Origin of the sequence: Kitasatospora saccharophila (assembly GCF_039529925.1) — a bacterium.
GTDB classification, from domain to species: Bacteria; Actinomycetota; Actinomycetes; order Streptomycetales; family Streptomycetaceae; genus Kitasatospora; species Kitasatospora saccharophila.
In genome coordinates this window covers 1-18,694 of record NZ_BAAANS010000100.1, presented here as the reverse complement: position 1 = coordinate 18,694, position 18,694 = coordinate 1, and the positions used below count along the sequence as shown (strand labels likewise).

Here is an 18,694-nt window from a genome sequence, read left to right as displayed (position 1 = left end):
ACCGCACCGACCCCGGCCGCCCCGCGCGCCCGTCCCCTCCCCTCGAAAGCCCGCCGCAGGCGGCTCCCCCGCCACCCGGCGCGCCCATCCCCTCCCGAAAGCCCGCCGTGCCGCACAGCCGTCCTCTCCCCCACGGAAGCCCGCCGCAGGCGACTCCCCGTCCCCCTGCTTCCCCCAGGAATCCAATGGTGCTATTTTCATTAGCACCATGTTGCTGAGACTGGACACCAAGGACACCCGGCCCCTGCACGAGCAGGTCGCCGCCGCCGTCCGCCGCGCCGTCGCCGAGGGCGAGTTCCGCCCCGGCGACCGGCTGCCCTCCGCGCGCGACCTCGCCCAGGCGCTCGACGTGAACGTCAACACCGTCCTGCGCGGTCTGCGCGACTTGCGCGACGCCGGGGTGCTGGAGTTCCGCCGGGGCCGGGGCGTGACCGTCGCGGCGGGCGCCGACCGGCGTTCCGGGCTGCTGGAGCAGGCCCGCGCGCTGGTCGCGGAGGCCGCCCGGGCCGGGTACGGCAGGGACGAACTCATCGAAATGATCAGGGGGATACCGTGAGCGAGCAGGAGAAGGCCGACCGGGGCGGCCTGCTGTGGCCGACGCTCTGGGTGTCGGGCACCGCGGTGCTGACCGCCGTGCTGCCACTGACCGTCGGCGACCGGCTGCCCGACCGGCTGGCCACCCACTGGCGCGGTGGCACCGCGAACGGCTCGATGCCGTTGTGGGCGGCCTGCCTGGTGCCGGCGCTGATCTGGGCGGTGCTGGGCGCGGCGGGCCTGCCGGCCCTGCGCCGGAGCGACCCGCTGCTGCGGGTCTGGACGCTGGCCGGTCTGCTGTCGGGCGGCGTGCTGTTCCTCGGCCTGCAGAGCGCCGCGGTCCGCGCCAACCTGGACCGCGCCGACTGGCACGGGGCCCGGCTCCCGCTGGGCTGGTTCCTCGGTGGCCTGGCCGCCGCGCTGCTGACCGGTCTCGCGGTGCGACTGCTGGGCGGGCGCGGCCTGTCGGCGGCCGCTCCCCCGGCGCCCGCCGGCCCGGTGCTGGAGCTCCCCGAGGGCGAGCGCCTGGCGTGGTTCTCCCGGGCCGACAACCCCGCGCTGCGGGTGCTCGCGGCGGTGTGCGGCCCGCTGGCCGCCGTCGCGCTGCTGGGCAGCGCGACCGGCCTGTTCGGGGCCGAGTGGGGCTGGCCGCTGTTCGCCGTGTCGGCGGTGGTGGGCCTGGCCGCCGGGTGCTGTTCCTCGGTGCGGGTGCGGGTCTCCGACACCGGTCTGGAGGTGGCGCTGGGCGTGTTCGGCCTGCCGACCCGGCGCTGGGCGCTGGCCGAACTGGAGTCGGCCCGGGTCGAGGACCGGCTGCCCTCCCAGGTCGGCGGCTGGGGCTACCGGTTGAGCGGGCGCGGTACCACCGTGATGCTGCGCGCCGGCGCGTGCCTGGTGGTGCGGATCCGCGCCACCGGCCACGACTTCGCGGTGAGCGTCGACGACGCCGAGCGCGGCGCGGCCCTGCTGAACGCGCTGCGCGCCCGCCAGGACGCCTGACCCCGGCGTCACCGAGCCCCCGCCGCCCGTGCCCGGGGCGCCCGTCCGGAGTCCGTTTCCGGCGGTGCCGCCCCGGGCATAAAGGCCATTCCGGATGAAGGGGTGAGATGGGTACGCTCGACCGTATGATCCGCACCGCGACTCCCGCCGACGTCCCCTTCGTCCACGCCATGATCCGCGAACTCGCCGAGTACGAGCGGGCGCTGTCCGAGGCGAAGGCCACCGAGGAGCAGTTGCACGACGCGCTGTTCGGCGAGCACCCGGCGGTGTTCGGCCTGATCGCCGAGGAGGAGTCCGGCGAGCCGGTCGGTTTCGCGCTCTGGTTCCGGAACTTCTCGACCTGGCGCGGCACCCACGGCATCTACCTGGAGGACCTGTACGTCCGGCCGGAGAAGCGCGGCGGCGGCCACGGCAGGGCGCTGCTGACCGAGTTGGCCCGGATCTGCGTGGAGCGCGGGTACCAGCGGCTGGAGTGGTCGGTGCTGGACTGGAACGAGCCGTCGATCGGCTTCTACAAGTCGCTCGGCGCGGTGCCGATGGACGAGTGGACGGTCTTCCGGCTGACCGACGGAGCGCTGGCCGCGCTCGGCTCCGAGCCGCGCTGAGCGCGCCCCCGTTCGAACGGTGATCCCTCGTTCCCGTGACGGTGGCACGAGATCACGACAGACCGCCCCCGGGCGCGGTAACGTCTCGGGGCACAAGGCAGTTGAACCGAGCCAGTGGTGTTGGCAGCTCCCCGGCCGCAAGCACCGTGCGTCACCCAGGAGGTGAGGGTGTCCCAGATCTACGGCGAGCCCGGAGTGAAGGACTTCGTTGAGGTCCGGCTGCCCGCGGCGGGCGCCTATCTCTCGGTGCTGCGGACGGCGACGGCCGGCCTCGCGGCGCGGCTCGACTTCACCCTGGACGAGATCGAGGATCTCCGGATCGCGGTGGACGAGGCGTGCGCGATCCTGCTCCAACAGGCGGTGCCCGGTTCGATCCTGAGCTGCGTGTTCCAGCTGGTGGGCGATTCGCTGCGGGTCACCGTGTCCGCTCCGACCACCGACGGCCGGGCCCCGGAGCGGGACACCTTCGCCTGGACGGTGCTCTCCGCGCTGGCCGGCGAGGTGGACTCGACGGTGGGCTCGGACAACACGGTCTCCATCAGCCTGCACAAGAAGCGCGGCGGGTCGCCGGGCCAGCCGTAGGTAGTGACGTGTTCTCGGAACGGAACGGGTGATCGCCGTGAGTGATCTGGACCGCACAGTTGCCGTCGTACCGCCGCAGGCGAGCGTCGCCCGCACCGCCAGCCCTGACGAAGCCCCCTCGAAGGACTCCCACCGGATGAGCCAGCCGACCGATCCGAAGCCCGAGCGGCCCGAGACGGCGCCCGAGTCGGTGCCCGCGGCCGAGCCCGCGGCGGTCGACGGCCCGGCGGCGGCCGCCGAGGCCGTCCGCTCGACCGTGCCGGCCCAGGGGCACCGCAGCGGCGCCCCGGACCGCGAGGCGGCCCGGGCGCTGTTCGTCCGGCTGTCCGAGCTGCCGGAGGGCTCGCCGGAGCGGGTGGAGATCCGCAACCAGCTGGTCCGGATGCACATCCCGCTGGTGGAGCACCTGGCCCGGCGCTTCCGCAACCGCGGCGAGCCGCTGGACGACCTGACCCAGGTCGCCACCATCGGCCTGATCAAGTCGGTGGACCGGTTCGACCACGAGCGCGGGGTGGAGTTCTCCACGTACGCGACGCCGACCATCGTCGGCGAGATCAAGCGGCACTTCCGGGACAAGGGCTGGGCGGTGCGGGTGCCGCGCCGCCTGCAGGAGCTCCGGCTGTCGCTGACCACGGCGACCAGCGAGCTGTCCCAGCGGCACGGCCGGTCGCCGACGGTGCACGAGCTGGCCGAGCACCTGGGCATCTCGGAGGAGGACGTGCTGGAGGGCCTGGAGTCCGCCAACGCGTACTCCACCCTCTCGTTGGACGTGCCGGACAGCGACGACGAGTCGCCGGCCGTGGCGGACACCCTGGGCGCCACCGACGAGGCGCTGGAGGGCGTCGAGTACCGGGAGTCGCTGAAGCCGCTGCTGGCCCAACTGCCGCCCCGGGAGCAGAAGATCCTGGTGCTGCGGTTCTTCCGGAACATGACCCAGTCGCAGATCGCGGCCGAGGTGGGCATCTCCCAGATGCACGTCTCCCGGCTGCTCGCCCGCACCCTCGCGCAGCTGCGCGAGAAGCTGCTGGTCGAGGAGTAGGCACCCCGCACCGCCCGCGCCCCGCCCGCGCCGCACCGCCCGCGCACGACGCCGCAGGGCCCGTCCCCACGCCCGGGGACGGGCCCTGCGGCGCTGTCCGGGTGCTACCGCTGCTCGTCGCCGGGGGTGCCGTACAGCACGGCGGTGACCTTCGGGTTGAGCAGCGAGCCGATGCCGACCAGGCCGAGTACCCCGACCGCGGCGCCGACGGCGGCCATCACGCCGCCGGACTGCCACATGTAGTACGCGACGGGCAGGCAGATGGAGTTGGTGAGCACGGCGGGGCTGCGGCCCCAGCGCCGCCCGTGCAGCAGCGCGCGGCCGGCCAGGACCGGCAGCAGGCCCATCAGCAGCAGGACGAGGCCGCCCAGCTCGGCGCGACCGAAGTCGGCGTCCGCGCCGGTGAAGCCGGAGATCAGGTTGTAGACGCCCCAGCCGGCCATCGCCGCGCCCTCCAGCGCGGTGAGCGCCGCGCCGACGAGCAGCGGGGCGGGCCGGGCGGCGGCGGGGGCGGCGGTGGCGGGAGCGGATTCAGCGGTCACCGGGCCAGGGTAACGGTGGGCTCGTGCCGGGCGGGTCGTAGGCTGATCACCATGCGCGCTCTCCTGGTCGTGAACCCGAAGGCGACCACCACCAGTGGCCGGACCCGGGACGTGCTGATCCACGCCCTGCGCAGCGACCTGAAGCTGGACGTGGCCCAGACCCAGTACCGGGGCCACGCCCGCGACCTGGCCCGGCAGGCGGCCGAGGACGGGTCGGTGGACCTGGTGGTGGCGCTGGGCGGCGACGGCACGGTCAACGAGGTGGTGAACGGCCTGCTGGCGCACGGCCCGGGCGAGCGGGTGCCGCGGCTGGCGGTGGTGCCGGGCGGGTCGACGAACGTGTTCGCCCGGGCGCTGGGCCTGCCGAACGACCCGGTGGAGGCGACCGGCGCGCTGCTGGACGCGCTGGCGGAGCGCCGGGAGCGGGCGATCGGTCTGGGCAAGGCGCTGACCGACGGGCTGCCGGACCGCTGGTTCACCTTCACGGCGGGCCTGGGCTTCGACGCGGGCGTGGTCGGCCGGGTGGAGCGCCAGCGCCGTGCGGGGCGCAGATCCACCCACGCGCTCTATGTCGTGGAGGCGCTCCGGCACTACGTCACCGAGCGTGAGCACCGCCGTTCCGGGCCGATCTCCCTGGAGATCAACGGCCGGGACCCGGTGCCGGGCATGGTGATGGCCATAGTTTCGAACACTTCGCCGTGGACGTTCCTGGGTTCCCGGCCGGTCTTCCCCTCGCCCGCCGCGTCCTTCGAAACCGACCTCGACATCTTCGGCATCACTCGAATGACCGCGTTCCGGACCGCTCGAACGGTCCGTCAGATCCTCCGCCCGCTGCCCGCCGCGGAGGGCGGTGAGCGCCCGGCCGGCCCCTCCGGGAAGCACCTCGTCTCCTATCACGACGTTCGGCACTTCACCTTGGTTTCAGAGGAACCGGCCCCGTTTCAGGTCGACGGAGACCACCTTGGAGACAGGAGTCGCGTCAGTTTCACAGGCGTACGGCGGGCACTGCGTGTGATTGTGTGACCAGAAGGGGGCCCCTGCCTTGCACTCGAACGTTCGAGCCCCTTCACCCCATAGAAGTACCGCCTGTGAGGTAGGCGACACCGAAGAATCAAAACTTTCTTGCCGAAGGGGGTTGTATCCGGCTTCGAGGTTTGCGAACCTCTACATGGCGATCGGGACACACCACAGCGGGACACCGCGGGAGAGCCCCTCGAATCGCCGAACCCCCCTCAGCGAAGACCGCCCGGGCCCGATGGGCCTTAGGTCCCTTTTGCTGTTGCGGGATTCGTGAAAGCGTTCACATTCACAAGCCATTCGAGTGAGTCGCGGGCCACCACCCGTCGACCGGAGGAGTTGGACGACCATGGACTGGCGCCACCGCGCTGTCTGCCGCGAAGAGGACCCGGAGCTGTTCTTCCCGATCGGGAACACCGGCCCCGCTCTGCTGCAGATCGAGGAAGCCAAGGCCGTGTGCCGCCGTTGTCCCGTGATGGAGCAGTGCCTGCAGTGGGCGCTGGAGACCGGCCAGGACGCCGGCGTCTGGGGCGGCATGAGCGAGGACGAGCGTCGCGCGATGAAGCGCCGCGCCGCCCGCAACCGGGCCCGCACCGCCTGACGCACCGAACTGACGAACTGTCAGTGGCAGTACGGATCAACCCATGATCAAGGGTTCGGCCGCGATTGGCCGGCCGAGCCTTCCCGAACGGGCCCCGCTCCATCTGCGGGGCCGACGACGCGAGCCGCCCAGGCACTTGATACTGTTCACTTAGAGCAATATCGTTGGCCTGAGGCGCTCACCGTGCGCAACGCACGGGGCGGGCGTCGCGCCACACCAGAAGCCCCCGTTCCGGCCGACTCCCCCCGACGGCCGGACCGGGTCGAGAGGCCCTGCCGACCCACCCCCCCGGTCGGCGGGGCCTCGTTTCTGTCTCCGGGCCCGGGCCGGTGGCCCCGCCACCCCGGCGGGGCCTTACCGGCCGGGGGCTACCGGACGGGGATCTCCAGCACCACCTTGGTGCCGCCCTCGGGCGCGGCCACCATGTCGAAGCTGCCGCCGAGTTCGCCGGTGGCCAGGGTGCGGACGATCTGCAGGCCGAGGTTGCCGGCCCGCTGCGGGTCGAAGCCCTCGGGCATGCCGCGGCCGTCGTCCTGCACGGTGATCAGCAGGTACTCCTCGGGCTTGACCCCGTTGTTCCAGGTGTCCGACCAGCCCTTGCCGCCGGCGGGGGCGCGGCCGCGCAGCGCGCTGACCTCCAGGTTGCCGGAGGCGCTGGGGCCGAAGGCGTGCTCCAGGGCGTTCTGGGTGAGCTCGGTGAGGATCATCGCCAGCGGGGTGGCGACCTCGGCGGACAGGATGCCGAAGGAGCCGCTGCGGCGGGCCACCACCCGGCCGTCCTGGGAGAGTTCCATCACCATGGCCAGCACCCGGTCGGCGATCTCGTCGAAGGCGACCGACTCGTCGAGGGCCTGGGAGAGCGTCTCGTGCACGATGGCGATCGAGCCGACCCGGCGGACGGCCTCGTCCAGGGCGGCCCGGCCGGCGGCGGAGTCCATCCGGCGGGACTGCAGCCGCAGCAGCGCGGCGACGGTCTGCAGGTTGTTCTTCACCCGGTGGTGGATCTCCCGGATGGTGGCGTCCTTGGTCATCAGTTCGCGGTCGCGGCGCCGCAGTTCGGTGACGTCCCGGCAGAGCACCAGGGAGCCGGTGGGGGTGCCCTTGGGCTTGAGCGGGATGGTCCGCAGGGTCACCACGCCGCCCTGCGCCTCGACCTCGGTCTGCCGGGGCGCCCAGCCGCTGGCCATCTTCACCATCGCCTCGTGCACGGCGCCGCGGCTGGGCGGCACCAACTCGGCGGTGGCCTTGCCGAGGTGACTGCCCACCAGGTCGGTGGTGAGGCCGAGCCGGTGGTAGGCGGACAGCGCGTTGGGGCTGGCGTAGGTGACCACGCCCTCGACGTCGAGCCGGATCAGGCCGTCGCCGACCCGGGGCGCGGCGTCCATGTCGGCCTGTTCGGCGCCCGGGAAGGGGAAGGTCCCGGCCGCGATCATCTGGGCCAGGTCGGAGGCGCTCTGCAGGTAGGTGAGTTCCAGCCGGCTGGGGGTGCGCACGGTCAGCAGGTTGGTGTTGCGGGCGATCACGCCGAGCACCTTGCCGTCCCGTCGCACCGGGATGGACTCCACCCGCACCGGCACCTCCTCCCGCCACTCCGGGTCGCCCTCGCGGACGATCCGCCCCTCGTCGTAGGCGGCGTCCAGCAGCGGCCGGCGGCCGCGGGGCACCAGGTGGCCGACCATGTCGTCCTGGTACGAGGTGGGGCCGGTGTTGGGCCGCATCTGGGCCACCGAGACGTAGCGGATGCCGTCCCAGGTGGGGATCCACAGCACCAGGTCGGCGAAGGAGAGGTCGGAGAGCAGCTGCCACTCCGAGACCAGGAGGTGCAGCCACTCCACGTCGGCACCGGTGAGGGTGGTGTGGCGGCGGACGAGTTCGTTCAGCGAGGGCACACGGTGAGGGTATCGCCGACCGCCCCCGGGCACGCTGTCACAGGTTGTCCAGACCAATTCCGAGGCACCCCTGGACAACCGCAATTGGTCTAGTCCACAATGAACATGCACCAAGGAGAGGCCCTCCGCGCAACTGCCCTGACCGCGCGAGGCCCCTCCTCGGTCGGAGGCGTCGTACGAGGGTCCCGCACAACTCTCGGACGGTCCCCGCCTCCGGCATACAGCTCCGGGCTACGGTGCCGCACGGGTTGAGGGTCCCGTGTCGGCGCCGTGGCCCGTAGTGTTTTCCGGCCCCGCGCGGCCCCGCGGGCCCCCGCGGCCTTCGGAGCCCCTTCCGGACCCCTCCGGCCCCTTCCGGCCCGGTGAAGCTTTCACCGCACTCCCCCCCCGACAACGGCGAAGCCGCCCCCGCGAGCACCTCGCGGGGGCGGCTTCGCGCGTCTCAGTGGGTCTCGGTGACCTTGGCGAGCGCGCGGGGCGCGTCCGGGTCCTGGCCGCGGGCGATGGTGACCTCGTAGGCCAGCAGCTGCAGCGGCAGGATCTCCAGGATCGGCTGCACCTCCTCGGGCACCCCGGCCGGCAGCGCGAAGCCCGCGCTGGCGGCGTCCACCTGGTCCTGCTGGCCGATCACGACCAGGTCGGCGCCGCGGCCGCGCAGGCGGTCCAGGACGGGCTGCAGGGCCTCGCCGCCCTTGCCGTCCGGGACGATCGCGATGACCGGCGAGACGTTGTCGACCATGGCCAGCGGGCCGTGCAGCAGGTCGGCGCCGGAGAACGGGGAGGCCGGGATGTAGGTGGTCTCCATCAGCTTCAGCGCCGCCTCGCGGGCGGTCGGGTAGCCGTAGCCGCGCGAGGTGATGACCAGGCGCTGGGCGAAGCGGTAGCGCTCGGCCAGGTCCTTGACCTCGCCCTGGCGGGCCAGGATGCCGGCCGCCAGCCCGGGCAGCGCCTTCGCCGCGGAGCCGTCGCCGCCGCGCAGGCCCTCGACGAACAGGTACAGCGCCAGCAGCTCGGCGGTGTAGGTCTTGGTGGCGGGCAGCGCCTTCTCCGGCCCGGCCAGCACGTCGATGTGGAACTCGGAGACCTCGGCGAGCGGCGAGGCGGCGTTGTTGGTGACCGCCAGGGTGATCGCGCCGGCCTCGCGGGCCGCCTTGGTGGAGGCCACCAGGTCGGGCGAGCCGCCGGACTGGCTGACCGTGACGACCAGGCAGTCGGTGAGGTCGGGCTTGGCGCCGTACGCGGTGGTGGTGGACATCGAGGTCAGGCCGGCCGGCTTGCCGAGCAGCACCTCGATCAGGTACTTGGCGTACAGCGCGGCGTTGTCGGAGGTCCCGCGGGCGGTCAGCAGGACGAAGCGCGGGTTGCGGGCGGCGATCTGCGCGGCGATCTCACGGATCGCGGGCGCGCCCTCGTCGAGGATGCGCTGCAGGACGGCCGGCTGCTCGGCCATCTCCGCCGACATGATCCTGCCGGGTACGGAAACAGTCTGCGGGTCGGACATCGGGGTGTGCCTCCGTGGAGAGATGGTTCGACCCCGTGGGGCGGGATGCCCGACGGGGACCTCTGAACGGCGGCGAGACCGCACCCTCGCTGCGTGGAACTGTTCTGAGGCGATCCTACGTGCGACCGGGCCCCGCGGCACACTCCGTGAGGGTGCCGCGGGGCCCGGTCTCAGGGTTCGGGACGCGGGCGGCCGGCCGGCCGGTCAGCCCTGCTTGTTGATCAGCTGGTCGATCTCGGCGTCGGCCTCCTTGGTGGCCTGCTCGACGGTCTTGCCCGAGAAGATCGCGTTCAGCATGTTGGGCAGGATGTTCTGCTTCTCGATCGCGCTCCAGCCGGGGGCGAGCGGGGTGAACCAGGCGTTCTCGACCGCGTTGGCGGCCGCGGAGGTGCTGGGCTTGTTCTTCAGCGGGGCGAGCTGCACCAGGTTGTTGGGCAGGGTGTCCTTGTCGGCGAGCAGCTGCTCGGACTTGCTGCTGGTGAACATCCGCACCCAGTCGCTGGCCGCCTGGGCGTTCTGCGACTTGGCGGTGACCGCCAGGTCGGAGCCGCCGATGAAGGACGGCAGCGGCTTGCCGTTCGGGCCGGGCATCGCGGCGACCTTGAGCACGTCCTTCAGCGCCGGGGTGCCGGTGATCGGGGCGGTGGCGACGCTCTGCTCCCAGCCGTTGGCGTAGATCAGGCCGGCCTTCTCGTGGCCGAGCACCTTGGCCTGGTCCTGCTCGTTGACCTTGAGGTCGCCCTTGTTGTAGTCGTGCACCAGGTCGACGAAGTGCTGGAGGCCCTGCTGCGACTGGGCGTCGTGCAGGGTGCCGTGCCAGGTGCCGTTGCCGTCGAACTTGGCGATCGAGCCGCCGTACGCGGTGACGTAGGACATCGCGGCGTACCAGTAGGGGCCGGGCAGGTAGAGCGGGGAGTAGCCGGCGTTGCCCTTGTTCTTGGTCGCCATCTTGTCGAGGGCGTCGATCAGCGCGCTCTCGGTCTGCGGGAAGTCGGCGGAGCCGGTGGCGTCCTGGAACATCTTCGAGTTGTAGATGCCGACCCGGGCGCCCGCGTAGTAGGGCACGCAGTACAGCGTGCTCTGGTAGGTGCAGGTGTCGACCAGACCCTTGATCCAGTTGTCGGAGTTGTCGAAGGTGTTGGCCTCCTGCTTCAGCAGCGAGCCGTCGACGACGTACTTCAGCGTCTCGGTGTTGCCGAGCTCGACCACGTCCGGGGCCTGGCCGGCGGCGATCGCGGCGTCCAGCTCGGAGACCTTCTTGCCCCACTCGTGGTAGCTCAGCTTGATCTGGACCTTCGGGTACTTCTCGGCGAACTCGTCGTTCACCTGCTGCACCAGCTCGGGCCAGCTCTTCTGGGCGTCGTCCATCAGCCAGACGGTCACGGTGCCGGTCACGTTCTTCGTGTCGACGTTCGTCGGCGAAGGGGACGGGCTACCGGACGAGCAGCCGGCGGCGGTGGCCAACAGGGCTGCGGTGCTGAGCGTGGCCAGTACCTGACGCTTCACGCGTTCCTCCGGATGGGGGCGGGGAGGTCTGCGCGGTGGTACAGACCAGATTTCCGGATCTTGGCCTAGACCATTTTGAGGCGTCAACGCAGGTGCGGTTTCGCACCCTGCTCGTTGTCAATCCGTTGCCTTGCCTGTCCCGGCCACGTCAACGAACCTCGGAACCGCGCCCCGCGCATGACTTTAGGCTCATTTAAGGTGACCCTCGGTGAGGGAAATGGATCACGTCCAATTCCCGAAATCACCGGCCCCGGTTTATCCGGCCCGGCCGCCGGGGGCCCGGCCGGCGACCGGCCCCCCGTCCATCGGATACGCACGACTTCCGCCGGGCCCGGGGACCGGCCGCCACCGGGCCCGACCGCCGCCCCGGCGCGGCGGTGGTGCCGGGACCTGCGGCAGAACGCCGGACGCCCGCGGACCGGACGGGGACGAGCGGTCCGCGCGGCAGCGGGCGCGGGTGCGGGCGGTGCGGCGGCGCCGCCGCGGTGCGGGGAAATCCGCGGAACGCCCGGCCGTAATTCCGGACCGGCTTTGCCGGACGGCCGGAAAAGCGGGGCGGCGGTCCCCGGTATTGGGCCCGCGCCTTTACGCCGGGAAACTCCTCCGCTTTCGCCCCGGCCCGCCCGCCCCGCGCCCGTGACGCCCGCCCGCCCGCTCGCGCGGGCCCGCGGGCGCGACCGCGCGGAGCGGCGGAACGGGTGCGGCGCACCGGATCCGGCCGGCTCCGGGGGCGCACCGGAGGGCGACCCTCGCGGCCGGGCCGGCGCGCGGCCAGGGTTGACATGGCCTCACAAATATGCCGCAGCGGCCGCGCCGGGCCAGTGGTCCAGCGACCCCGGTGTCCCGTTAGGTCCCGTTTCCTCCCCGCGTTGGTCCAGTCCAACACGGCCGAGTCAAGCGTTGATAACGGCTTGTGCAACCGCTCTTTGAACCCTTGACGCTCGTCATTGGTCCATGCCAACCTCCAGGCGTTGGTCTAAACCAATGGTCTACTCCACCTCACGGATCGGCCCGCCGGCCCCGGCAGTTCGTATCCGTGTCACCTGGTGACGTTCCCCCCTACGGCACAACGCAGCTCCAGGCCAGTCGGCCCAGCAGCCCGGTGCCCTACCTTGCTCATCCCTCTGGAGGATGGTTTGAACCGCAAGATCGCAGCCGTGGCCGCTATCGCCACCGTGCTCGTCGCCTCGGCCTGCTCTTCGTCTTCTTCGTCCGACAGCAAGTCCGGCGAGGTGCTGAGCAAGGACGGCAAGGGCAAGAAGATCACCGTCTGGCTGATGGACGACGCCCAGAAGCAGTGGCCCGAGGTCGTCGAGGCCGCCAAGGCCCAGTTCAAGTCCGAGACCGGCGCCGACGTCGACATCCAGTGGCAGACCTGGGCGAACTACACCACCAAGGTGGACACCGCCCTCCTCTCGGACAACGCGCCCGACGCGATCGAGATCGGCAACACCCAGGCCGCCAAGTACATCGACGCCGAGTCCTTCGTCGACCTCACCTCGGTCAAGGGCAAGTTCGACAACTCGGACAAGTGGCTGGACTCGCTGGCCGCCTCCGGCAAGTCGGCCGACGGCTCCAAGACCTACGCCGTCCCGTACTACGCCGGCGCCCGCGTCATGATCTACCGCAAGGACCTGTTCGAGAAGGCCGGCGTCACCACGCCGCCCACCACCCTGACCGAGCTGAAGGCCGCCCTGGACAAGGTCAAGGCCGACAACGCGGGCACCGCCAACTTCTCCGCCCTGTACCTGCCGGGCAAGAACTGGTACACCGCCGTCTCCTTCGGCGCCGGCTCCTACGGCGTGGACGGCGTCATCGGCAAGAGCTCCGGCGGCAAGTGGACCAGCACCCTGACCGACCCGAAGTTCGTCGAGGGCGTCAACACCTGGAACGAGCTGCAGAAGGCGTACTCGGTCGGCGGCACCACCGTCGACGAGACCGACCAGGACGCCCGCATGGCGCAGGGCAACATCGCCGCCATCGTCGGCAACGGCTGGGAGGTCGGCTCGGTCATCGACCCGAAGAACGGCAACCCGGACCTCAAGGACAAGCTCGCCACCATCGCCCTCCCGGGCGCGGCGGCCGGCGACCCGACCCCGGCGTTCCTCGGCGGCTCGGACCTGGCCGTCCCGGAGAAGGCGAAGAACGCGGCCCTGGGCGCGACCTTCCTGCAGATCTTCACCAACACCGCGCAGCAGACCGCGCTCGCCAAGCACGCGATCCCGAACGCCAAGAACCTGGTCGACGCCTTCAAGGCCGCCGACCCGGCGAACGAGGCCGCCGGTAACGCCGCGCAGGGCAAGACCTGGTTCATCCCGAACTCCCCGATGTGGTCCGGCACCAACGAGACCGAGCTGAAGAACGCCCTCAGCGCGATCGCCGCCGGCGGCGACCCGGCCGCCGAGCTCAAGAAGGTCGAGGCCACCGTCGTCGGCACCCTGAACGGCTGATGACTGACTGAACCGCAAGGCCCGTCAGGGGAATCCGGAACCCCCCGGACGGGCCACGCACTGAGCGCAGGTTAGGGGGTGGGCAGTCCGCGAGCACGCGGACTGCCCACCCGTGCGCCAGGACCGATCAGATCCGCGGGCCCGGGAAGGACCCTGATGAGCGTGACCACCAACGAGACCGTGACACGGTCCGAAAGCCAGGGGCCCGCCCCGGTGAAGAAGCCGCAGCGGCGCGGTGTCTTCGCGGGCGGCCAGTACATTCCCTACACCCTCCTGCTGCCCGCGGTCGTCGTGCTCGCGGGCGTCCTGGTGTACCCGATCTACAAGCTGATCGACCTGTCGTTCCAGAACGTCAACAAGTTCGCCTACCTGGCGCACCCGGAGCGGGCCAAGTACATCGGCTTCGACGGGTACAGCAAGGTCCTGGGCGACAGCGAGTTCTGGGACGTGGTCCTGCGCTCGATCTACTTCACCGCGGAGCTGGTCATCCTCTCCATGGTGCTGGGCATGCTGTTCGCCCTGCTGCTCAACCGGGTCTCCGCCTGGGTCCGGGTCTTCTTCTTCACCGTGATGATGTTCGTCTGGGCGATCCCGGCGCTGGTCAACGGCCAGGTCTTCCGCTGGATGTTCTCCTCCAACAGCGGCATCGTCGACTATGTCGCCTACCTGCTCACCGGCGACGAGACCTGGAAGCACTACGACTGGTTCGCCGACTCGACCATCGGCCTGTACGTGGTCGGTGCGGCCGTCGTCATCTGGGGCGCGCTGCCCTTCCTGGTGCTGGGCCTGTACGCCGCGCTCACCCAGGTGCCCAAGGAGCTGATGGAGGCCGCCCGCCTGGACGGCGCCAACAGCCTCCAGGCCTTCCGCCACGTGACCATCCCGGTCATCCGGCCCTTCCTGATGATCAGCACCGCGCTGAGCTTCATCTGGGACTTCCAGGTGTTCGCGCAGATCTACGCCCTGCGCAACTCCTCCCCCGAGAGCGGCTACCAGACCATCGGCACCTACCTGTACATGCACGGAGTCGGCGCCTCGCAGTACAGCAACGCCTCGGTGATCTCCATCGTGATGATCCTCATGATGCTGGCGGTGCTCGTGTACTACATCCGCCAGATGCTCAAGATCGGAGCCAACGAGCGATGAGCGACGTCCTTTCCCCCGCTCCGGAGACCCGGCAGGTGCTGCCCCCGGTCAAGAAGGTGAAGAAGTCCAAGGAGACCGAGGTCGGGCGCAGCAGCGCGATGACCTGGGTCTGGAACGCCATCGCGCTGTTCTCCGCGCTGATCATGGCCTTCCCGATCTACTGGATGATCATCACCACCTTCAAGACCAACAAGGACCTGATCGCCCAGGACCCGACGTTCTGGCCGTCCACCTTCTCGCTGGACAGCTACCGGACGATCTTCGACGACGTCGAGTTCCTGCCGGCCCTGCGCAGCACGCTGTTCCTGACCGTGGGCGCCGTGGTGCTCGGTGTCGCCGTCGGCTTCCTGGCCGCCGTCGCCGTGGCCCGGTTCAACTTCCGCGGCCGCAGCTTCTTCATCGTCACCATGCTGGTCGTCCAGATGGTGCCGTTGATGGCGATCCTCATCCCGCTGTTCGTGGTGATGAACAACGCCAACATGACCGGCAACCTGTTCGGCGTCATCCTCGCCTACCTGGTCTTCACCGTCCCGTACGTGATCTGGACGCTGCGCTCGTTCATCGTGAACATCCCGCCGGAGCTGGACGAGGCCGCGATGGTCGACGGCTGCACCCAGTGGGGCGCGTTCTTCCGCGTCATCCTGCCGCTGACCCTGCCCGGTCTGGTCACCACCGCGGTCTACAGCTGGATCCAGGCGTGGAACGAGTTCATCGTCGCCAGCGTGCTGCTGAACAGCGGCCACACCAAGACCTCGATGGTCTGGTTGACCGCCTACTCGTCCTCGCCGACCCGCGCGGCTGACTACGGCTCGCAGATGGCCGGCGGCCTGCTGGTCTCGCTGCCCGTGATCATCCTGTTCGTGGTCTTCCAGAAGAAGGTGTCGGCGGGTCTCACCGCCGGTGCGGTCAAGGGCTGAGCCCCCTTCCCCACCATCACCGCACCCGTCACACCCCCACCTCCAGGGAAGGAACCAAGGCGATGCCCGGTACGGAAAGCGCCGATCTCCTCCGCGACGCCGGAGCGGTCCTGCAGCCCGGCTTCGCCGGTCTGACCGCGCCCGAGTGGCTGCGCCGCAGACTGGGCGACGGCGAACTCGGCGGCGTCGCCCTGTTCGGCCGCAACATCCGCACCCCGCAGCAGGTCGCCGCCCTGACCTCGGAGCTGTACGCGCTCAACGGGGACCTGCTGGTCGCCACCGACGAGGAGGGCGGCGACGTCACCCGTCTCGAAGTGGTCAGCGGCTCCTCCTACCCGGGCAACCTGGCGCTCGGTGAGGTCGACGACACCGACCTCACCGAGCGGGTGGCCCGCTCCATCGGGTTCGACCTGTCCAGCGTCGGCGTGAACCTCAACTACGCGCCCGACGCGGACGTCAACTCCAACCCGGACAACCCGGTGATCGGCGTCCGGTCCTTCGGCGGCGACGGCGACCTCGCCGCCCGCCACACCGCCGCGTACGTCCGCGGCCTGCAGTCCGCCGGCGTGGCGGCCTGCGCCAAGCACTTCCCCGGCCACGGCGACACGGCCGGCGACTCGCACCTCGGGCTGCCCCGGATCGACCTGGCGCTGGACCAGTTCGCCGAGCACCTGCTGCCCTTCCGGGCCGCCATCGCGGCCGGCGTGAAGAGCATCATGACCGCGCACATCCTGTTCGACGCCTACGACGCCCAGCTGCCCGCGACCATGTCGCAGCGCATCCTGACCGGCCTGCTCCGCGAGGAGCTCGGCTTCGACGGGCTGATCGTCACCGACGGCATCGAGATGGGCGCCATCTCCGGCACCCACGGCGTCGCGGCCGGCTCGGTGCGGGCCATCGCGGCCGGCGCCGACACCATCTGCGTCGGCGGCGGCCTGCAGGACGAGGACGCCTTCGTCTACCTGCGCGACGCGCTGGTCTGGGCGGTCCGCGAGGGCCGGCTGTCGGCCGAGCGCCTGCACGAGGCCGCCGAGCGCAACCGGACCGTCGCCCGCTGGTCGGCCGGCGTCCGGGCCTCGCAGGTCGGCCGGCAGGCCGAGGTGGGCGTCGGCCTGGTCGCCGCCCGCCGCGCGCTGCGGGTCACCGGCGAACTGCGCCCGCTGGGCGGCGTCCCGCACGTGGTGGAGTTCTCCCCCGGCGCGAACATCGCGGCCGGCGACGAGACCCCGTGGGGCGTGGCCGGCCCGCTGTCCGAGCTGGTGCCCGGCACCACCTCCAGCCGGGTCTCCCCGCCCGCGACCGTGACCGAGGGCTCCGGCCTGCTGCACGTCGCGGTGGCCGCCGAGGACGCCGAGATCGACACCGCCCCGCTGCTGGGCGCGTCGGTCGGCCGCCCGCTGGTGCTGGTGGTGCGCGACGTGCACCGGCACGGCTGGATGCGCCGGGCCGCGCTGGCCCTGGTCGAGCACCGGCCGGACGCGGTGGTGGTGGAGATCGGCACCGCGCACGGGACGGCCGAGCTGTTCGCCCCGCGCGGGGTGACCACGCTGGCCACCTACGGCGGCTCGCGGGTCGGCGGGATCGCCGCGGCGGAGGCCCTGGCGGGGCTCGCGGTACCGGCCGCCCAGGCCGGCTGAGACACTCGGGACGGGCCCGGGACGGGCGCCAGGCGCCCCGTTCCGGGCCCGTCGCGTACCCGGCGGGCCCGGTGCGCGGGAGCGGCCGGGGGCTCCGGGTGGTGCCGAATGCGGCCGGGGGGCTCACGCTTGTTCTCCCGTGCGTGCAAACATGTGCTGTTACATAGGACTTAGGGGTCCGTTAAGGGACCGCCTCCAACGAGGAGTGAGAGCTGCCATGAGTGGCGACAGGGACACGGCGGCGCTCGCCGAGGGCTCCACCGTGCCGACCCAGACCGGCCCTGCCACCGCCACGGCCCGGGTCCCCAAGTACTACGGCCTCAAGCGGCACCTGCTGCAGCTGACCGAGACCCAGCCGGCCGGTACGCCGGTCCCGCCGGAGCGCGCGCTGGCCGCCCAGTTCGACACCTCGCGCACCACCGTCCGGCAGGCCCTGCAGGAGCTGGTCGTCGAGGGCCGGCTGGAGCGCATCCAGGGCAAGGGCACCTTCGTGGCCAAGCCGAAGGTCGCCCAGGCCCTCCAGCTCACCTCGTACACCGAGGACATGCGGGCCCAGGGCCTGGAGCCGACCTCCCGACTGGTCGAGGTCGCCTACATCTCGGCCGACGAGCGGCTCGCCCCGCTGCTGGACATCAAGCCCGGCGGCCGGGTGCTGCGGATCGAGCGCCTGCGCCTGGCCAACGGCGACCCGATGGCGATCGAGGTGGCGCACCTGTCGGCCAAGCGCTTCCCCGCGCTGCGGCGCAACCTGGCCAAGCACAACTCGCTGTACACCGCGCTGCGCGAGGTCTACGGGGTGACGGTCGCGGAGGCCGAGGAGACCATCGAGACCACCCTCGCCAACCCGCGCGAGGCCGGCCTGCTCGGCTCCGACCTGGGCCTGCCGATGCTGCAGCTCTCCCGGCACTCCTTCGACGCGGACGGCGCCCCGGTCGAGTGGGTGCGCTCGATCTACCGCGGCGACCGCTACAAGTTCATCACGCGACTGAACCGACCCGCTTAGCCCTTCGGGGGGCCGGGACAACGCAGCATCACCAGGCTGAACCGACCCGCTTAGCCCTTCGGGGGGCCGGGACAACGCAGCATCACGCGACTGAACCGGCCCGCGTAGCCCTTCGGGGGGCCGGGACAACGCAGCATCACCAGGCTGACCCGGCCCGCGTAGCGGCGCGTCCGGGTGGTGCCCGTGATCGGGTTGACGGCGTTGTGACAGCGGTCGCTCCGCTGCCCTAACCTCGCGAGGGACCTTCCGATCACCGAGGGTGCCGCGATGGTGACTCCTCGTCGTCCCCGGAGCCGCCCGTGCCGTCCTCGCCCCCCTCCGCGCCCGCCGCCGGCGCGCCCCCCGCCGTCTCCCCCGCCCGGGTGCTGGCCGGGGCGTGCCTGCTGGTGCCGGTGCTGGTGATGCTCTGGGTGCCGTCCTACAACCGGCTCTCCCCCGGGCTCGGCGGGATGCCGTTCTTCTACTGGTACCAGCTGCTGTGGGTGCCGGTGTCGGCGCTGTTCACCGGCACCGCGTACCTGCTGGTGCGGCGGGACGAGGCGGCCCGCCGGGCGGCCGCCGTCCTGCCCGCGCAGGCGGGGCCCGAGGACGGGGGCCGGGCGTGAAGCACGTCGACTGGACCGCGATGGCGGTCTTCCTGCTGTTCTTCGCCGCCGTGACGGTGATGGGCTTCCTGGCCTCCCGCTGGCGGCGGGCCGACGACGCCCAGCACCTGCACGAGTGGGG

17 protein-coding genes are annotated in these 18,694 nt (G+C 71.5%); 13 read left to right on the top strand and 4 right to left on the bottom strand.

What is annotated here, in order from left to right:
* The first annotated feature begins 208 nt into the window (after window positions 1–208).
* From ABD345_RS37940 to ABD345_RS37920, 5 genes are all read left to right on the top strand, one after another.
* A complete protein-coding gene (locus ABD345_RS37940; RefSeq protein ID WP_344559054.1) occupies window positions 209–556 on the top strand; it encodes a GntR family transcriptional regulator in 348 nt (115 codons plus the stop codon).
* Complete coding sequence (locus tag ABD345_RS37935) at window positions 553–1,533, top strand: DUF1648 domain-containing protein (RefSeq protein WP_344559053.1); 981 nt, start codon at window positions 553–555, stop codon at window positions 1,531–1,533. The genes ABD345_RS37940 and ABD345_RS37935 overlap by 4 nt, the downstream gene beginning before the upstream one ends.
* A gap of 125 nt (window positions 1,534–1,658) precedes the next feature.
* On the top strand, window positions 1,659–2,138 hold the full coding sequence (locus tag ABD345_RS37930) for a GNAT family N-acetyltransferase (RefSeq protein ID WP_344559052.1): 480 nt from the start codon (window positions 1,659–1,661) through the stop codon (window positions 2,136–2,138).
* Between the two features lie 168 nt (window positions 2,139–2,306).
* Window positions 2,307–2,720 carry an ATP-binding protein gene (locus ABD345_RS37925; protein WP_344559051.1) on the top strand — a complete coding sequence of 138 codons (414 nt, stop codon included), beginning with the start codon at window positions 2,307–2,309 and terminating at the stop codon, window positions 2,718–2,720.
* 136 nt (window positions 2,721–2,856) lie between these two features.
* Window positions 2,857–3,759: an RNA polymerase sigma factor SigF gene (locus tag ABD345_RS37920; RefSeq protein ID WP_380274560.1), complete on the top strand. Its 903-nt coding sequence runs from the start codon at window positions 2,857–2,859 to the stop codon at window positions 3,757–3,759.
* A gap of 104 nt (window positions 3,760–3,863) precedes the next feature.
* Here the strand turns inward: ABD345_RS37920 and ABD345_RS37915 are convergent, their stop codons facing one another.
* Window positions 3,864–4,301, bottom strand: coding sequence for a hypothetical protein (locus ABD345_RS37915; protein ID WP_344559049.1), 438 nt, complete (start codon window positions 4,299–4,301; stop codon window positions 3,864–3,866).
* Between the two features lie 51 nt (window positions 4,302–4,352).
* Between ABD345_RS37915 and ABD345_RS37910 the strand changes: the two genes are divergently transcribed.
* A complete protein-coding gene (locus ABD345_RS37910; protein ID WP_344559048.1) occupies window positions 4,353–5,324 on the top strand; it encodes a diacylglycerol/lipid kinase family protein in 972 nt (323 codons plus the stop codon).
* 343 nt (window positions 5,325–5,667) lie between these two features.
* A complete protein-coding gene (locus ABD345_RS37905) occupies window positions 5,668–5,919 on the top strand; it encodes a WhiB family transcriptional regulator (protein ID WP_014138019.1) in 252 nt (83 codons plus the stop codon).
* 368 nt (window positions 5,920–6,287) lie between these two features.
* Here the strand turns inward: ABD345_RS37905 and ABD345_RS37900 are convergent, their stop codons facing one another.
* From ABD345_RS37900 to ABD345_RS37890, 3 genes are all read right to left on the bottom strand, one after another.
* A complete protein-coding gene (locus tag ABD345_RS37900) occupies window positions 6,288–7,808 on the bottom strand; it encodes a sensor histidine kinase (RefSeq protein ID WP_344559047.1) in 1,521 nt (506 codons plus the stop codon).
* A gap of 442 nt (window positions 7,809–8,250) precedes the next feature.
* Complete coding sequence (locus ABD345_RS37895) at window positions 8,251–9,309, bottom strand: SIS domain-containing protein (RefSeq protein ID WP_344559046.1); 1,059 nt, start codon at window positions 9,307–9,309, stop codon at window positions 8,251–8,253.
* 204 nt (window positions 9,310–9,513) lie between these two features.
* Window positions 9,514–10,815, bottom strand: a complete 1,302-nt coding sequence (locus ABD345_RS37890) for an extracellular solute-binding protein (RefSeq protein WP_344559044.1) — start codon at window positions 10,813–10,815, stop codon at window positions 9,514–9,516.
* 1,136 nt (window positions 10,816–11,951) lie between these two features.
* On the opposite strand from ABD345_RS37890, the gene ABD345_RS37885 reads away from it, so the two are divergent.
* From ABD345_RS37885 to ABD345_RS37860, 6 genes are all read left to right on the top strand, one after another.
* A complete protein-coding gene (locus tag ABD345_RS37885) occupies window positions 11,952–13,265 on the top strand; it encodes an extracellular solute-binding protein (protein WP_344559043.1) in 1,314 nt (437 codons plus the stop codon).
* Window positions 13,266–13,421: 156 nt separating this feature from the next.
* Window positions 13,422–14,411 carry a carbohydrate ABC transporter permease gene (locus ABD345_RS37880; protein ID WP_344559042.1) on the top strand — a complete coding sequence of 330 codons (990 nt, stop codon included), beginning with the start codon at window positions 13,422–13,424 and terminating at the stop codon, window positions 14,409–14,411.
* Entirely contained in the window at window positions 14,408–15,328 is a 921-nt protein-coding gene (locus ABD345_RS37875) for a carbohydrate ABC transporter permease (RefSeq protein WP_344559041.1), read from the top strand. The genes ABD345_RS37880 and ABD345_RS37875 overlap by 4 nt, the downstream gene beginning before the upstream one ends.
* 62 nt (window positions 15,329–15,390) lie before the next feature.
* A complete protein-coding gene (locus ABD345_RS37870; RefSeq protein WP_344559040.1) occupies window positions 15,391–16,965 on the top strand; it encodes a glycoside hydrolase family 3 protein in 1,575 nt (524 codons plus the stop codon).
* 217 nt (window positions 16,966–17,182) lie between these two features.
* Window positions 17,183–17,968, top strand: coding sequence for a GntR family transcriptional regulator (locus ABD345_RS37865; RefSeq protein ID WP_344559039.1), 786 nt, complete (start codon window positions 17,183–17,185; stop codon window positions 17,966–17,968).
* A gap of 299 nt (window positions 17,969–18,267) precedes the next feature.
* The gene (locus tag ABD345_RS37860) at window positions 18,268–18,573 is read left to right on the top strand and encodes a DUF3311 domain-containing protein (protein WP_344559038.1); all 306 of its coding nucleotides are present in this window, start codon (window positions 18,268–18,270) and stop codon (window positions 18,571–18,573) included.
* Window positions 18,574–18,694: the final 121 nt, after the last annotated feature.

What these genes read in the sequence shown, in the direction of transcription:
- ABD345_RS37895 (WP_344559046.1), bottom strand. Translation starts at nt 9,309, where the DNA reads ATGTCCGACCCGCAGACTGTTTCCGTACCCGGCAGGATCATGTCGGCG.
- ABD345_RS37910 (WP_344559048.1), top strand. Translation starts at nt 4,353, where the DNA reads ATGCGCGCTCTCCTGGTCGTGAACCCGAAGGCGACCACCACCAGTGGC.
- ABD345_RS37865 (WP_344559039.1), top strand. Translation starts at nt 17,183, where the DNA reads ATGAGTGGCGACAGGGACACGGCGGCGCTCGCCGAGGGCTCCACCGTG.
- ABD345_RS37880 (WP_344559042.1), top strand. Translation starts at nt 13,422, where the DNA reads ATGAGCGTGACCACCAACGAGACCGTGACACGGTCCGAAAGCCAGGGG.
- ABD345_RS37870 (WP_344559040.1), top strand. Translation starts at nt 15,391, where the DNA reads ATGCCCGGTACGGAAAGCGCCGATCTCCTCCGCGACGCCGGAGCGGTC.
- ABD345_RS37940 (WP_344559054.1), top strand. Translation starts at nt 209, where the DNA reads ATGTTGCTGAGACTGGACACCAAGGACACCCGGCCCCTGCACGAGCAG.
- ABD345_RS37930 (WP_344559052.1), top strand. Translation starts at nt 1,659, where the DNA reads ATGATCCGCACCGCGACTCCCGCCGACGTCCCCTTCGTCCACGCCATG.
- ABD345_RS37875 (WP_344559041.1), top strand. Translation starts at nt 14,408, where the DNA reads ATGAGCGACGTCCTTTCCCCCGCTCCGGAGACCCGGCAGGTGCTGCCC.
- ABD345_RS37905 (WP_014138019.1), top strand. Translation starts at nt 5,668, where the DNA reads ATGGACTGGCGCCACCGCGCTGTCTGCCGCGAAGAGGACCCGGAGCTG.
- ABD345_RS37920 (WP_380274560.1), top strand. Translation starts at nt 2,857, where the DNA reads ATGAGCCAGCCGACCGATCCGAAGCCCGAGCGGCCCGAGACGGCGCCC.